The following is a 13,135-nucleotide window of genomic DNA, read 5'->3' on the forward strand; positions in this document are numbered from 1 at the left end:
GCGTTTAAGAGCCATCGCTGGGGGTTCATGTGCGTGTCGTTCCTTCCCTGTCGAACCGCGATGGCTCCGGGGATACGACAGCAGAACGTTGCGGGCCCACGGGCCCACTGATACAGCTGTACGTGCTTCTCTCATCCAGACTTTAACTGTCGGTACCGGAATTCCACCGGTTCAACCGTCTGCCGGGATCCTCCTCAGAAAAAACCGGCTCGCGGGTCGCGGACTGTCACCGCCGGTTCGGACTTACACCGACCCCGGAGCACGTATGTGTGTTGTTATTGTGCCACAACCGGCAGGGGCTCCCGGTTATTCCGTCGCCCCGCGTAATGTCCGGCTGGCCTTGTCGCGCAGCAGGCTAATGGCTGCGGCGGGGTCGTCGGCGCCGTAGACGGCGGAGCCGGCCACAAAAACGTTGGCGCCGGCTTCAGCCGCGCGGGCGATGGTGTCTTCCGTGATCCCGCCGTCCACCTGGATGGCCACTCCCAGTCCGGAGCCTTCCACGGCTGCGCGGGCCCGGCGGATTTTGGGCAAGGTGACGTCCAGGAATGCCTGGCCGCCAAAGCCCGGTTCCACCGTCATGATGAGCAGCATGTCCAGCTCGGCCAGCATGTCCAGGTACGGCTCCACCGGGGTGGCCGGGCGCAACGCCATCCCCGCTTTGGATCCCCTGCTGCGCAGTTCCCGCGCCAGCTTGATGGGTGCAGTGGATGCCTCGGCGTGGAACGTGACCGAGGCAAGGCCGGCGTCGGCGAACCCAGGCGCCCACCGGTCCGCGTCCGAAATCATAAGGTGGGCGTCCAGCGGAACCGGGCTGACCGCCTGGATCCGCTGCACCACCGGCAGCCCAAGGGTCAGGTTGGGGACGAAGTGGTTGTCCATGACGTCCACGTGGACGGCGTCGGCATTGCTGATCCGTTGCAGTTCGGCCTCAAGGTTGACGAAGTCGGCGGAGAGGATGCTCGGGTTGATGCAGCATTGCGTCACAGGGGTGCCTTTCGCTGAAGGTGCTTGGTCTTGTAGAAAACTTCCGGGCCGCGGCCGGGAACAGGCCGGACCGGGAGCCAGATAGGGAGTCGCGGGTTCTTCCCCGTCAGGCCTTCTTATGAATCAGGGCCAGGAACATGGCGTCGGTGTGGTGGATGTGGGGCCAGAGCTGGGCGGTCAGTTCATGGCCGGCGCCCAGGTTTCCGGTGAGGCTGACCGCGTCCAGGGCGGCGCCCGCGTCCAGGAGTTCCAGGTCGGCGCGTTTCCGGAGGACGTCGGCCACAACAGCCGTGGTTTCCGCCGGGTGCGGTGAACAGGTCACATAGGCCACCACTCCCCCGGGCCGGACGGCGGCCAGGGCGGAGTCCAGCAGTTCGCGCTGCAGCGGGCCCAGGTCTGCAATGTCCTTGGGAGAGCGCCGCCACCGGGACTCGGGCCTGCGCCGAAGAGCTCCCAGGCCGGTGCAGGGAACGTCCACCAGGACGCGGGAGTATTGTTCCGGCTGTTCCGCCCCCACATCCCGGCCGTCGCCGGTCCGGACCTGCCAACTGCCTTGGGGTACGGCGGACAGCGCCTGACTGACCAGTTTTGCGCGGTGTGGGGCGGGCTCGTTGGCCAGCAGCGTGGCGCCCCGCTGGTGGGCGAGAGCACCAAGGAGGGCCGCTTTTCCACCGGGGCCGGCGCAAAGATCGAGCCAAGCTTCACCGGCATCGTTGGTAAGGTCCACCGCGGCCAGGGCCCTGGCCACCAGCTGTGACCCAACGTCCTGCACCCTGAGGGTACCGGCGCGCACCGACGCCAGGCGTCCCAGGTCCCCGCCGCTGGACAGCGCGGAGCCTTCCACCAGTTCACCGGGTGTGGCACCGTTGTCCAGCGCTTCATCGAGGCTGCCCAGCCCCGGCAGGGCCACAAGGTTCACCACCGGGGCGGCGTTGTCCGCCTCCAGCAGGTAGTTGATTTCGCCTGCGGGCCGGCCGTGGGCCACCAGTGACTGGCGCATGGCCCGGACAATCCACTCGGGGTGGGCGTACCGGAGCGAGGCAATCTTCGTCTCGTCGGTTTCGCCCTCCACCAGAAGGTCCAGCCACTCCTCAAGGGAGTGGGCGGAAACCTTGCGGAGGACGGCATTGATCAGTGCCGAGGGGCCGGCGCCGATGACGGCACGGGCAAGCCCTACCGTCTGGTCCAGTGCGGCGTGCGCCGGGACCCGCATGGCCAGCAGTTGGTGGGCGCCGATGCGGAGGGCGTCGAGGACGGCCGGGTCAAGCTTGGCCAATGGCCGGTCCACGCACCGTGCCAGGATGGCGTCGTAGGTTCCCTGGCCGCGCAGGGCGCCGTAGCTCAGTTCCGTGGCGAACCCGGCGTCCCGTTTGTCCAGGTGGTGGTGCCGGATCCGCGCGGGCAGCACCAGGTTGGCGTAGGCGTCCTCCTCTGCCACAGCGCGCAGCACTTCGAAGGCCACCAGGCGGGCGGGGTCGGCGCGCCTGGTGCGCTGCGACGGCGCCTGTTCGGTAAAGCCCCGCTGCGGACCGCGGTTGCGTTCGCGGCCTTTGGCGTCCCTCCTGCTGGCGTCCCGGGGTCCGCCGTTGCCCCGGCCGCTGCCGGCGGGCGCGCCGCTGCCACCCGATCCGCTCTTCCCGCCGCGGCCGTATCCTCCGGCGTTTCCCCCTCCGCCTGTGTTGGGCCGGCCGGTATTCCGTCCACCTGTATTGCCGCCGGACCCGCTCATTCGAACACCACACCCTCCAGTGAGGCCATGCCGCGCGCCCAATCGGCTGCAGCCATCATCTTTTTCCCTGCAGGCTGGACCCGGGTAAGTTCCACGGCGTGCGAGCCTGTTCCCACCACCACGGATTTCCCCTGCAAGGCCACTGAGCCGGGGGCAACCCCTGCGATATCCGGCCGGAGCCGCACAGGCTCGAGCTTGACCCGCTGCCCGTCCAACAGGGTCCAGGCGCCGGGCTCAGGGGTGACTCCCCGTGACTGCCGGTTGATGGCAAGGGCAGGATGGGACCAGTTGATGTGTCCATCCTCCAGGGTCAGTTTGGGTGCCAGCGAGACGTCGCCGGCCTGCGGCTGCGGCGACGCTTTCCCGGCCTCGATGGCGGACAGGGTCTGCGCCAGCAGGACCGCGCCGCTGCGGGACAGCCGCTCAAGCAGGTCGCCGGCAGTGTCCTGCAGCCTGACGGCCTCGGTCAGCGTGCCAAAAACGGGGCCGGTGTCCAGCCCTTCCTCCAGCTGGAAGGTAACGGCACCGGTGACATCGTCGCCTGCCATGACCGACCGCTGGACCGGTGCCGCACCACGCCAGGCGGGCAGCAGGGAGAAATGCAGGTTGACCCAGCCGTGCCGCGGTATGCCCAGTGCTGCAGGGGGAACCAGTCCGCCATAGGCGACGATTGCCGCGACGTCCGGCTGTACTGCGGAGACAGCGGCAATGGCCTCGGCGTCGACGCGCGCGGCACGGATGACGTCAATGCCCAGTTCCGCGGCGCGTTGTGCCACCGGCGAGGGCGTCAGCACGCGTTTGCGGCCTACCGGCGCGTCGGGCCGGGTCAGGACCGCCACCACGTTGAAGCCGGCTTTGACCAAGGCGTCCAGGGACGGGACAGCGACGGCGGGTGTCCCCGCGAAGAGGACCCTCACCCTTGGGTGCCAAAGCTGGAGCCGGCGGTGCTGGTTCCGCCGAAGCTGGCCCCGCCGAAACTTGACCCAACACTCTTGGCGCGCTTGGCCGTGGTGCGCCCGGTGACGGCGTCGTAATTGGCGTTGCGGATGGACCGCAACGCAGTCTTCCGGTCTTCGCCCTCAAGGCGGTCAGTGTAGAGAATGCCGTCCAGGTGGTCATTTTCATGCTGGAAGCAGCGTGCCAGCATCCCCTCCCCATCCACGGATACCGGATTTCCGTGCATGTCCACACCGGTAACCCGGGTGGCGCGGAAACGGCGGACGGGGAAGCCCAGGCCGGGAATGGACAGGCAGCCCTCCACGTGGTCCGGCTGGTAGTCCTCACTGTTCTCCAGGACGGGGTTGATGATGTGCCCCTCCACCCCGTCGATGCGGTACGTGAAGACGCGCTTGCTGATGCCCACCTGCGGAGCGGCAAGCCCTGCACCGTCCACGTCCTCCATGGTTTCGGTCATGTCGGCCACCAGTTTGGCAAGCTCGGGTCCGAATTCCGTCACGGGATCGGCAACTGTGCGCAGCACAGGATCACCGATGATGCGGATATTCAGAATAGCCATGCGCTGTGTGTCCTCACGGTTGGGGGCAAAGGGAACCTATCCAGTTTAGGTGCAGTCTCTCGAGGTCCACCCGCCGCTTAGGCGGTGCGGGCCTGTGCCAGCGGCGGGGGTGCGATGGGCAGCAGCGCGGTGCCGGCACTGATGGTGTCCGCGGACAATTCCCAGACCCGCCGCAGGGCGCAGAACTTCCACCAGTGGTGCTTGAGGACCTCGGGGTTGGCGCGGACCGGACGGACCTCCGTCTCGCCAATGGCCACGGCCAGCAGGACAGGGTTTTCGCCGTATTTCCAGGGCTCCCAGGTTCCAGCCTCCGCATCCACCAGGCTTTCCTCAGCCTTCATGCCGGCCACCAGCTGCATCACCACTTTGTTATCCAGCGGTTTGACCAGGCCGTCCCGGGTTGTGCCCTTGGTCTTGTAGTCGATCAGGCAAATGCGTCCGTTGATCCGGGCTACAAGGTCAAGGGTGCCCGCGTAGCCCACGGTGTTGTTCCAGACAGTGATTTCGGGGGCGATGGGCTCCACCTGGAAGAGTTCCCACCATTCGTCGAAGCGGACGGCGAAGGCTTCTTCCCCGTTGGCAGCCAAGGCCTCGCGGGCTTCCTTCATGCCATGGGGGCGCCCGAGCGCCCGGAGCGCCACCTGCTCGCAGTAATTGTGGACGCGGTCCCCGCGCCTGGCGGCATCGTCCCGGTAGGTTTCGGCAGCCTTGGCGGCACGATTGATGGCCTGCTTGATTTTGGCGGGACTGCCCAGGCAGTCCGAAAGCAGCGGATCATTGGCCAGGCTGCTCGCACCCATGTAACCGAACCAGCCATCCAGGCCGTGCGGCTGCTGGCTGATCACGGTGGTGATGGAAGGTACCGAAAACTGCTCGGACGTTGACCGTGCATACATCCGGCCGTATTCGGTGGCGTGGGCGAGAAGCGGATCAGTCATACAAAAGACTCTTTCACAGGGGGCCGACAAAAGCTCCGGGAGGCAGGAGCTGCACGCAAAAGAGGCCCGTCTCCGCTGCTGATGAGCGGAAACGGGCCTCTGCGGTGGGCGATACTGGGTTCGAACCAGTGACCTCTTCGGTGTGAACGAAGCGCGCTACCACTGCGCCAATCGCCCCGATGCATTTGAATGCTAGCCCACCTCTGCCCTATTTCAAAAATCGAACGGCGGACCTTGAGGACCGGCCCCAAAGCCGCACCACCTACTTCGCCACCAATGACTGAAAGCAGCCAGGCGGAACGCAGCATGACGCACCAGCCCCCGCTGCCGCCGTCGGGAATTACACGCCTGTAACTCTAAAAATCCGCGCAGTTACAGGGATCCGGAGGTCATAGTTCCGGCCCGGACCAGAGCGATTTGGAGAATCCCCGAACCTCCTATATTGTTTTTACTCGTTGGAACGCGAGGAAATGCCGGAAACGGCAAGGAATCAACCCTCCAAAATGCGGACGTAGCTCAGCTGGTAGAGCACCACCTTGCCAAGGTGGATGTCGCGAGTTCGAATCTCGTCGTCCGCTCGCAGGACACTGTCACAGCAAACATTCTTCGGAATTGACGCTAACACGGTGGGTTGGCCGAGAGGCGAGGCAGCGGCCTGCAAAGCCGTATACACGGGTTCGAATCCCGTACCCACCTCGGTGAAAACCATGGTTTCCGGACGTTTCGGATTCAATGGGCGATTGGCGCAGCGGTAGCGCGCTTCCCTGACACGGAAGAGGTCACTGGTTCGATCCCAGTATCGCCCACTGGCAAGGCAACTTGCCCGCAGTACAGCCGGTTTACCGGTTCATCCTGCACACGCGGACGTAGCTCAGCTGGTAGAGCACCACCTTGCCAAGGTGGATGTCGCGAGTTCGAATCTCGTCGTCCGCTCTCTTACATCCCATTAGCCGGTCTTCCGGTTCCGGGCGATTGGCGCAGCGGTAGCGCGCTTCCCTGACACGGAAGAGGTCACTGGTTCGATCCCAGTATCGCCCACACGAACAGCAGCTCTGCGGAGCTGCTTTTTTTGTTTCCCCGGCATCCGCTGCGGGCGAACTCCCTTGGCACGCCTGTCACCCGCGGATAGGATCGAAGGCGCGAGGAGCGACCTGGCTCCGCGATCGAAGGGAGGTGCTCGTGGGTTTGATTGACGATCTAAAGGGCAAGGCTCAGGGTCTCATCCGCGGCAACGAGCAGGCCATCAAGAACGGCATCAGCAAGGCCGGCGATTTCGTCGACACCAAGACCGGCGGCAAGTACACCGGCCATGTCGACAAGATCCAGGATGGCGCTTCCAAGCTCATTGACAAGAACGGAACCCCGGGCCAGGCACCTGCCGCCGGGCAGGTTCCGCCGGCAGCTCCTGAAAATCCGGTTCCGCCGGTTGACAGGGCTCCGTAAAGGATTTGGCCAGGGCTTTGCCCCAGCAAGTCAACGGGGTGCGGGTCCCGCCGGGAGGCGGCGCCCGCACCTTCGGCGTTTAAAGGCGCTGACGACAGGTTGGGGCAGTTCCCGCAGGTAACGGCGTCAGTGCCAACGATTCCCGATTCCCGGACGCCCGCCGGTAACCTGCCGGTATGCCCAACTCCCCCGCACCCTCCGAGGCAAAGACCACCCGGGCCCGGATCGATTCCCGGCCCGTCGTCGCCGGGATCGTCACCGCGTTGGTGGGCTTCACCTCATCCTTTGCCGTGGTCCTGGCGGGCCTTAAGGCGGTGGGGGCCGATTCCGCCCAGGCCGCATCCGGCCTGCTGGCACTGACCCTAAGCGTCGGGTTCGGCGTCCTGGTCCTCGCGTGGCGCTCCCGCGTTCCGGTGACACTGGCCTGGTCAACGCCGGGTGCGGCGCTGCTGGCAGCATCGGGAATTCCCGACGGCGGGTGGCCGGCCGCCGTCGGGGCCTTCGTCGCGGCGGGCCTGCTGTTGGCCCTGACCGGCATGGTGCCGGCGCTTGGCAGGCTGATGGCACGCATCCCGTCCTCCCTGGCGCAGGCGATGCTGGCCGGGGTCCTGCTGCAGCTCTGCCTGGCCCCCTTCAAAGCCCTGGGCACGGTCCCCGTATTTGTTGCGCCGGTCATTTTGTGCTGGCTGCTGATGATGAAGTTCGCTCCGCGCTGGGCGGTTCCTGCAGCACTGCTGGTGGCCCTGGGCGTGATCGGAACTTCCCTGGCGTCGGCCGGGACGCCAGTGGATCCGGCAGGATTCATGCCCGCACTGGCGTGGACCACGCCCTCGTTCAGCCTGCAGGCCCTCGCCGGCCTTGCCGTCCCGTTGTTCGTGGTGACCATGGCGTCGCAGAACGTTCCCGGAGTGGCCGTGCTGCGTTCATTCGGATATGAGACCCCGTGGCGGCCGGCGATGCTGGTTACGGGAGCGGGCACCATTGTGGGAGCACCCTTCGGCGGCCACGCCATCAATCTCGCAGCACTCAGCGCGGCCCTCGCCGCCGGCCCCGAAGCAGGCGGCGACCGAAGCAGGAGGTGGATCGCCGGCTTTACGTCCGGCCTGGCCTACCTGGTGCTGGCTGCCTTTTCCACGGCCTTGGTGTCGGTAGTTAACCAGGCGCCCGCGGGGATGCTCGAAGCCGTGGCCGGACTGGCCCTGCTGGGCACCCTGGCTTCGGCAGTTTCGACAGCCCTTGCCGACGCCGAAGAGCGAATCGCCCCGGCGGTCACGTTCCTGATGGCGGCCTCGGGGCTGGCTTTTGCCGGAATTGGTGCCGCGTTCTGGGCGCTGATTGCCGGGCTCGTGGTCCGGTGGGCGCTGAAGCCGCGCCGCAGCCTGACGTCCTCCTAGGAGTGTTGCCCTACGAGGGTTCGTGGTTCTGGCCTTCACGGGCCAGGGCGGTCAGGCGGGAGACGGCGCGGAAGTATTTCTTCATGTACCCGCCGGTCATCATTTCCTCGGTGAACAGCTGGTCGAAGGGGACGCCGCTGGCCAGGATGGGAACATCCTTGTCGTAGAGCCGGTCCGCCAGGACCACGAACCGCAGCGCCACGGCCTGCTCCTTGATGGTTTCCACGTTGCGCCAGACCACGCCGTCAATGCCATCGATCAACTGGCGGTAGCGGCTGGGGTGCACGCCGGCCAGGTGGTGGATGAGGGTGGAAAATTCGTCCTGGGCAACCGTCTTGCCGTCGAACTCCGCCTTCATGTGGGCGTTGAGTTCGCTGTTCTTCAGCGGGGCGGGGGCGGCGGGCAGGCCACGGTGCCGGAAGTCCTCGCCGTCGATCCGGATGACCTCGAACTGGTCGGCCAGGACCTGGATTTCGCGTTGGAAGTCCACGGCGGCAAAGCGGCCGTCACCAAGCGAGCCAGGGAGTGTGTTGGAGGTGGCGGCAAGCTTGACCCCGGCGTCGGCCAGTTCCCGCATGAGCCGGGACATCAGGACGGTATCGCCCGGATCGTCAAGTTCGAATTCGTCGATGCAGACGAGCTTGTAGCTGCTCAGGGCATCGACCGTCTTGCGGAAGGACAGGGCGCCCACGAGGTTGGTGTATTCAACGAACGTGCCGAAAGCCTTGGGGCCCGGCGACGCGTGCCACAGGGACGCGAGCAGGTGGGTCTTGCCCACGCCGAACCCGCCGTCAAGGTAGATGCCGGCGCGCGATTCGTCCTTCTTGCCGAACAGCTTCTTGAAGAGCCCGCCCCCGTTACCGGACCCCACGCCGTCGGCAAACCCGTGCAGTTCCCGCACGGCCGTGGCCTGGCTGGGCTGCTTGGGGTCCGGGCGGTAGCTCGCAAAGGAGACTTCCCCGAACCGCGGCGATGGGTAGAAGCCCTTGAGGAGTTCGTCCACCGAAACTGCCGGAGTGCGGGCGGCAAGCTGTTCGATCTGTACCAAGGTGGTCCGTTCTGCTGGTGGTTGGTCCCCAGAAAGGATACCGGCTATGCAGGCCGGACCCGGGCTGGCTGCCCTCCTCCCGGCGCATGGAGTGACGAAGACAACATTTCGCCCTATTAACGGAATACGGACAACGTCAGGGGCGCTGGCTAGGGTGGGAACAGGTTCCAATGCATGTTCCATGGATTCCCGTGCTCTTACTGAAAGGCCAAGCAATGCCCTACCCGGTTGACCAGAATGAGAAGTTTGCTGCCTATGCCCACCCGGAGCGGCTCGTTTCCACGGAGTGGCTGGCGGCTGCCATCAAGGACGGCGCAGTGGCTGACGGCGGACTCGTCGTGGTGGAATCCGACGAGGATGTGCTCCTGTACGAAACAGGACACATTCCCGGCGCGGTCAAGATTGACTGGCACACGGACCTGAACGACGAAGTTTCCCGTGACTACATTGACGGCGCGGCCTTCGCGGAGCTCGCGGCGTCCAAGGGAATCTCGCGGGACAGCACCGTGGTCATCTATGGCGACAAGTCCAACTGGTGGGCAGCCTACGCGCTTTGGGTCTTCACCCTGTTCGGCCACCAGGATGTCCGGCTGCTCGACGGCGGCCGGGACAAGTGGATTGCCGAAGGCCGCGAACTGACCAGGGACCGGCCCGCCCCCGCCCCGGGGAACTACCCGGAGGTTGAGCGCGACGACGCTCCCATCCGCGCCTTCAAGGACGACGTCCTGGCCCACCTCGGCACCGGCCCGCTCATCGACGTCCGCTCGCCCGAAGAATACACCGGCCAGCGCACACACATGCCGGCCTACCCCGAGGAAGGCGCCCTCCGCGGCGGCCACATCCCCACCGCCGCATCCATTCCCTGGGCCCGCGCCGCTGCCGCCGACGGCAGCTTCAAGAGCCGCGGGGAACTGGAGGCGATCTACCTTGGCGAGGCCGGCCTGTCCGAGGGTGACGACGTGGTGGCATACTGCCGCATTGGCGAGCGTTCCAGCCACACCTGGTTCGCCCTGAAGTACCTCCTGGGCTTTGATTCCGTCCGCAACTACGACGGATCCTGGACCGAGTGGGGCAATGCGGTCCGCGCGCCGATCGTCAAGGGCGCCGAGCGGGGTTCCGTTCCAGCCACCGTCGGAGCCTGACGCAGCACCCGCCCGCGTAGACTTGAAACGATGACTACTCAAGCTTTGCCATCCGCCCTGGCGGCGATCGTGGACGACTTCCAGGCCCTGTCCGAACCCGAGAGGCTCCAGCTGCTGCTGGAGTTTTCCGAAGGACTGCCCGAGCTCCCCGACCGGCTCAAGGACCACCCCGAGCTCCTGGAGCAGGTGGTGGAGTGCCAGTCGCCGCTGTTCCTCACCATTGAGACGGGGAACAACGACGACGGCGCGGTCCACCTGTTCTTCAAGGCACCGGCCGAGGCGCCCACCACACGGGGTTTTGCCGGCGTCCTGCACGAGGGCCTGGATGGCCTGTCCGCCGCTGAAATCCTGTCCGTGCCCGACGACATGCCGGAACTGCTGGGGCTCACCCGCGCCATCACGCCGCTGCGTATGAGGGGCATGACCGCCATGTTGGGAAGGATCAAGCGCAAGGTGGCCGCAGGCTCCCGCGCCCAGGCCTGACCCCAGTACCCATGGCACGGAAGAACGGCTCCCAGGGAACCCCGGCAACAGCGGCGCTGACCGCTGCCGGGGTTCCCTTTGTGCTGCACCCGTACACCCACGATCCATCCGCGCCGAGCTACGGCGCTGAAGCTGCAGAAGCCCTTGGCATCGATCCTTCGCGCGTCTTCAAAACACTGATGGTGGACGTGGAGGGCCGGCTGGCAGTGGGGATCGTGCCGGTCAGCGGAAGCCTTGACCTGAAGGCAATGGCTTCGGCACTCGGAGCCAAGAGGGCCGCGATGGCCGATCCCGCCGCAGCCCAGCGCCGCACCGGCTACGTCCTGGGCGGAATCTCCCCCATCGGGCAGCGCCAGCCCTCCCCCACGGTGCTGGATTCCACCGCCCTGGGGCTGGACACGATCCTGGTGTCCGGAGGCCGCCGCGGCCTGGACATTGAGCTCGCCCCGGCAGACCTGGCCCGGCTGACGAACGCCATTACCGCTCCCATCAGCTCGCTGGCTGCGGGCAGCTCTCAGCCATAGCAGCGCAGAGAATGGGAACGACAGGTTACTTGATCACGTAGCGCTGCATCATGTCGTTGTCCTCGTGCTCCAGGATGTGGCAGTGCCATACGTATTCGCCCTTGAAGGATGAGCCGATGGCCAGCGGGTCTCCGCCCGCTGCGGCAGCACCGAAGGGGACGCGGAACCGTGTCACCTCCCCCGGCATCGCCACCACCGTGTCCTTCCAGCCCTGCTCGGTGGCCGGCGCGTCCTCGGGACGGCCCATCAGGTGTGGCCCGACGTCGACCGCTTTGCCCGCCCCCGGCGTGACGAGTCCGGTTTCCGGATCTACAAACTTTGTGGCCTCGAGGTAGGCATCGACGTCGAACTTCTGCCGGTTGAGGACCTGGAACTGGGTGAAGTGCAGGTGGATGGGGTGGGCGTCCACGGTGGTGTTGATGAGCTCCCACTGTTCCAGGGTGTCACTTTTCACCACCGTGATGTCCGTGCCGTCGAACATCCTGTTGTTCAGCAGCGCCATCACCGGCACGTCGTCCGCGTTGGCAACCTCCACCAGCGCCATGGACCTCGTTGCCTTGACCGGCCGTTCTCCGAGCTTGGTAACGGCTTCGGACCGGAGTTGGGCCGGCAGCGGCACCGTGTAGCCGGGCTCGGAGAGGACGGTGAACTGCATGATCTGCGGGAGCGGGAGTCCGCCCTGCCGGACAGACTTTGGCCCGTCCGGGTAGGGCACCGGAGCACTGTTGGCCAGGATCACCCTGGCGCCTGCCTTGAGTCCCCCGAAGTCCACCACGATGTCTGCCCGTTCGCCCGGTCCCATCACCAGCCTGGTGAGCCGGACAGGAGCGTCGAGCAGGCCGCCGTCGGACCCTATCTGGTGGAATGGGACCGGGGTGCCGCCGGCGAGGAACCTGAAGTCGTAGAACCGGGCGTTGGAGCCGTTGAACATCCGGAAACGGTACTTCCCGCGGGCCACGTCCAGGTTAGGCCAGCTCTTCCCGTTGACGGTGGCCACATCGCCGAAGAACTCCGGGGCCCAGGGGCGGGGTGTGCCGTCTGCGCTGACGAGATCCGGATTGGGAGGGTAGGCAAACGAGCCGTCGGAGTTGAACATCCGGTCCTGGATAATCAGCGGCACTTCGTACGGGGGCGGCGGCAGGTGTGTCCCGTCACCGGTATCGATCCCGGTCCCGCCAGGCTTGTCCCGGAGGAGGTAGCCGCCGGCCAACCCGGCGTAGACATTCAGCCGGGTGAGGCCCAGTGCATGGTCGTGGTACCAGAGCCCGGCGGCATCCTGGTTGTTGCCGTAGTGGTACGTGTAGGAGGCGCCGGGACCGAAGGCCTGGTCCGGGCCGCCGTCGGACCGCACACTGACGTTGCCGCCGTGAAGATGGACGGACGTCCGCGGCCGCACTGCATCGTTGCTGCCCGCCGGAACCAGTTCGGGGTCGATGGCAAAGGCCAGGGGATGCCGTCCGGCCTGGTTGTGGACCGTCAGCTCGAAGGGCGTACCTTTCCGGGCGATGATCACGGGGCCAAGGTACGTCCGGGTTGAACCGGCCTCCTGGTAGGCCAAGGTGTCCGTCAGGCCCATGTGTTCCTGGAACCGGTGGCGGGCGTTGCGGACCCAGAGCGACTTGCTGCCGCCAGCCTGCACGTCCAGCACTCCGAGCTCATCCATGGTGGGGAGCTGCTCGGTAAACATCGATTGCTTCCCGGACGCAGGTGCACGGGCCGCGGCAGCCGGCAAGCCGGGCGAAGCCAGGAGCCCTGCACCGGCAACAGCACCGGCCTGCAGCAGTTGTCGTCTTGTCATGCGCATTTCGGGGCCCCATTTCTTCGCAACGGTATCCCCCCTGGGCAGCAGGATAGACCCGGGCTTTGGTCTGTCATAGGGTCACGGGTCCCCAATGAAGGAGGGTAGGCCTTACCCCTAATTCCCTCCTGCCCGC

Annotated in this window: 12 protein-coding genes, 6 tRNA genes and 1 riboswitch; of the genes, 10 read left to right on the plus strand and 8 right to left on the minus strand. The window is 66.1% G+C overall.

Annotation, left to right across the window (positions count from 1 at the left end; genetic code table 11):
• Positions 1–118 precede the first annotated feature (118 nt).
• Positions 119–267, minus strand: a riboswitch (FMN riboswitch).
• Between the two features lie 39 nt (positions 268–306).
• From rpe to QFZ60_RS12155, 6 genes are all read right to left on the minus strand, one after another.
• Positions 307–984 (minus strand): ribulose-phosphate 3-epimerase, encoded by a 678-nt coding sequence (rpe, locus tag QFZ60_RS12130; protein WP_307090722.1) that lies wholly within the window; start codon positions 982–984, stop codon positions 307–309.
• Positions 985–1,090: 106 nt separating this feature from the next.
• A complete protein-coding gene (locus QFZ60_RS12135) occupies positions 1,091–2,713 on the minus strand; it encodes an RsmB/NOP family class I SAM-dependent RNA methyltransferase (protein WP_307090723.1) in 1,623 nt (540 codons plus the stop codon).
• Positions 2,710–3,630 carry a methionyl-tRNA formyltransferase gene (fmt, locus tag QFZ60_RS12140; RefSeq protein ID WP_307090724.1) on the minus strand — a complete coding sequence of 307 codons (921 nt, stop codon included), beginning with the start codon at positions 3,628–3,630 and terminating at the stop codon, positions 2,710–2,712. The genes QFZ60_RS12135 and fmt overlap by 4 nt, the downstream gene beginning before the upstream one ends.
• On the minus strand, positions 3,627–4,229 hold the full coding sequence (gene def, locus QFZ60_RS12145; RefSeq protein ID WP_307090725.1) for a peptide deformylase: 603 nt from the start codon (positions 4,227–4,229) through the stop codon (positions 3,627–3,629). Before def ends, fmt begins: the two co-directional genes overlap by 4 nt.
• Before the next feature lie 77 nt (positions 4,230–4,306).
• Positions 4,307–5,167, minus strand: a complete 861-nt coding sequence (locus tag QFZ60_RS12150) for a cytochrome (RefSeq protein WP_307090726.1) — start codon at positions 5,165–5,167, stop codon at positions 4,307–4,309.
• A gap of 105 nt (positions 5,168–5,272) precedes the next feature.
• Positions 5,273–5,344: transfer RNA gene (locus tag QFZ60_RS12155), tRNA-Val, on the minus strand.
• 328 nt (positions 5,345–5,672) lie between these two features.
• Here QFZ60_RS12155 and QFZ60_RS12160 point away from each other — a divergent pair.
• The 7 genes from QFZ60_RS12160 to QFZ60_RS12190 all read left to right on the plus strand — a co-directional run bounded on the left by QFZ60_RS12160 (position 5,673) and on the right by QFZ60_RS12190 (position 8,004).
• Positions 5,673–5,745: transfer RNA gene (locus QFZ60_RS12160), tRNA-Gly, on the plus strand.
• A gap of 47 nt (positions 5,746–5,792) precedes the next feature.
• Positions 5,793–5,863: transfer RNA gene (locus QFZ60_RS12165), tRNA-Cys, on the plus strand.
• A 38-nt stretch (positions 5,864–5,901) separates the two neighbouring features.
• Positions 5,902–5,973, plus strand: a tRNA-Val gene (locus QFZ60_RS12170).
• Between the two features lie 54 nt (positions 5,974–6,027).
• Positions 6,028–6,100 (plus strand) — tRNA-Gly (locus QFZ60_RS12175).
• 33 nt (positions 6,101–6,133) lie between these two features.
• Positions 6,134–6,205: transfer RNA gene (locus QFZ60_RS12180), tRNA-Val, on the plus strand.
• Between the two features lie 141 nt (positions 6,206–6,346).
• Complete coding sequence (locus tag QFZ60_RS12185) at positions 6,347–6,610, plus strand: antitoxin (RefSeq protein ID WP_056333980.1); 264 nt, start codon at positions 6,347–6,349, stop codon at positions 6,608–6,610.
• 176 nt (positions 6,611–6,786) lie between these two features.
• On the plus strand, positions 6,787–8,004 hold the full coding sequence (locus tag QFZ60_RS12190) for a benzoate/H(+) symporter BenE family transporter (RefSeq protein ID WP_307090727.1): 1,218 nt from the start codon (positions 6,787–6,789) through the stop codon (positions 8,002–8,004).
• Between the two features lie 10 nt (positions 8,005–8,014).
• Here QFZ60_RS12190 and zapE read toward each other — a convergent pair whose 3' ends face one another.
• A complete protein-coding gene (gene zapE, locus QFZ60_RS12195) occupies positions 8,015–9,052 on the minus strand; it encodes a cell division protein ZapE (protein WP_307090728.1) in 1,038 nt (345 codons plus the stop codon).
• A gap of 215 nt (positions 9,053–9,267) precedes the next feature.
• On the opposite strand from zapE, the gene QFZ60_RS12200 reads away from it, so the two are divergent.
• The 3 genes from QFZ60_RS12200 to ybaK are packed head-to-tail and all read left to right on the plus strand — an operon-like array spanning position 9,268 to position 11,201.
• Positions 9,268–10,194 (plus strand): sulfurtransferase, encoded by a 927-nt coding sequence (locus tag QFZ60_RS12200; RefSeq protein ID WP_307090729.1) that lies wholly within the window; start codon positions 9,268–9,270, stop codon positions 10,192–10,194.
• Positions 10,195–10,224: 30 nt separating this feature from the next.
• Complete coding sequence (locus QFZ60_RS12205) at positions 10,225–10,677, plus strand: SufE family protein (RefSeq protein ID WP_307090730.1); 453 nt, start codon at positions 10,225–10,227, stop codon at positions 10,675–10,677.
• 11 nt (positions 10,678–10,688) lie between these two features.
• Positions 10,689–11,201, plus strand: coding sequence for a Cys-tRNA(Pro) deacylase (gene ybaK, locus QFZ60_RS12210; protein WP_307090731.1), 513 nt, complete (start codon positions 10,689–10,691; stop codon positions 11,199–11,201).
• A gap of 25 nt (positions 11,202–11,226) precedes the next feature.
• Here ybaK and QFZ60_RS12215 read toward each other — a convergent pair whose 3' ends face one another.
• Complete coding sequence (locus QFZ60_RS12215; RefSeq protein ID WP_307090732.1) at positions 11,227–12,999, minus strand: multicopper oxidase family protein; 1,773 nt, start codon at positions 12,997–12,999, stop codon at positions 11,227–11,229.
• Between the last annotated feature and the right edge of the window lie 136 nt (positions 13,000–13,135).

The sequence above is a fragment of the Arthrobacter sp. B2I5 genome, from assembly GCF_030816735.1.
GTDB lineage: Bacteria > Actinomycetota > Actinomycetes > Actinomycetales > Micrococcaceae > Arthrobacter.